1 protein-coding gene is annotated in these 1,592 nt (G+C 64.9%); it reads left to right on the forward strand.

Annotated elements, in window-relative coordinates; all coding sequences use genetic code 11:
• Positions 1 to 3 precede the first annotated feature (3 nt).
• A partial coding sequence (locus tag ASC95_RS14315; protein ID WP_235537929.1) for an IS66 family transposase occupies positions 4 to 1,592 on the forward strand: 1,589 nt, incomplete at its 3' end.

Raw genomic sequence — 1,592 nt, forward strand, 5'->3', positions numbered from 1 at the left:
CAACTGGACGCCTTGGACCCGCAGACGCGGCAAGCCGTGCAGTCGCTGCTCGCCCAGGTCCAGCAGCGTGACACCGAGCTCGCCTTCAAGCAGGCGCTGATCGACAAGCTCACGCACGAGATGGCGATTCTCAAGCGGATGAAGTTCGCCGCCACCAGTGAGCGCTTCGCCAGCACCCTCTCACCCGAGCAGCGAAGCCTGCTGGAGGAGACGCTGGACACCGACATCCATGAGCTCGACGGCGAGCTGCAGCGCCATCGCAATAAGAGTGACAAGAAGGACGAGGACGAGAAGCAGATCCCTAAGCGCGCTCAGCTGCCCGCCCACCTGCCGCGTCGCGACGTGCCGCACGAGCCGACGCACACGAGCTGCGGCTGCGGCCAGGCCATGCAGCGCATCGGCGAAGACGTGTCCGAGAAGCTGGACTACCAACCCGGCGTGTTCACGGTCGAGCGCCATGTGCGCGGCAAGTGGGTCTGCAAATGCTGCGAGCGCATCGTGCAGGCGCCGGTGCCGGCACACGTGATCGACAAGGGCATTCCGACGACCGGCCTGCTGGCCCACGTGCTGGTGGCCAAATTCATGGATCACTTGCCCCTGTACCGGCAGGAGGCTGTGTTCGCGCGGGCCGGCCACGTGATCGCCCGCTCGACGCTGGCGGAGTGGGTGGGCGCCTGCGGCGCCCAGTTGCAGCCACTGGTGCAAGCCCTTGCCGACGAACTCCGTCGCCACATGGTGCTGCACGCTGACGAGACGCCGGTGGCCATGCTCAAACCGGGCAACGGCAAGACCCACAAGGCCTACATCTGGTCGTACTGCACGCCGAGCACTAACCCCGTCAAGGCGGTGGTGTTCGAGTTCAGCGAGACCCGCAGTGGCGAGAACGTGCGCGACTTCCTAAGGCTTGAGACGCCCAATGCTTGGAAGGGCACGCTCGTCACCGATGGCTTCAGTGGCTACTCTGCCTGCGTCGACAAGGGCGTTACGTCGGCCCAATGTATGGCGCACAGCCGACGCAAGTTCCACGAGCTCTGGGCCAGCCACGGCAGCAAGGTCGGCGAGCAAGCGCTGCGCTTCTACCAAGCTCTGTTCCGCATCGAGCGCCAGGCCGAGCAGTTCACCAGTGACGAGCGGCGACGGGTTCGGCAGCGCAAGTCACGACGGGTTCTCGCCGTGTTCTACCGATGGCTGCTGGGGCAACGGCAGTTGGTGCCTCCCGGCTCGGCGACCATCAAGGCGATCGACTACAGCTTGAAGCGCTGGAAGGAACTCACGCACTTCGTAAACGACGGCGACGTGCCGATCTCGAACAATTGGGTTGAGAACCAGATCCGTCCGATCGCGGTTGGACGATCGAATTGGCTGTTCGCCGGCAGCCTGCGGGCGGGCAAACGGGCCGCGGCAATCATGAGCCTGCTGCACTCTGCCCGCATCAACGGGCACGACCCGTACGCCTACTTCAAGGACGTACTGGATCGCTTGCCGACTAACCCGGCCAGCCGGATCGACGAGCTGCTGCCGCATCGCTGGTCATCACCAGCAGCACGCTCAGCCGCCGTAGCTGGTCGTGAAGAAGGCGCCCTTGCGCTCAA

It is taken from the genome of Pelomonas sp. Root1217 (assembly GCF_001425705.1).
Classification (GTDB): Bacteria; Pseudomonadota; Gammaproteobacteria; order Burkholderiales; family Burkholderiaceae_C; genus Pelomonas.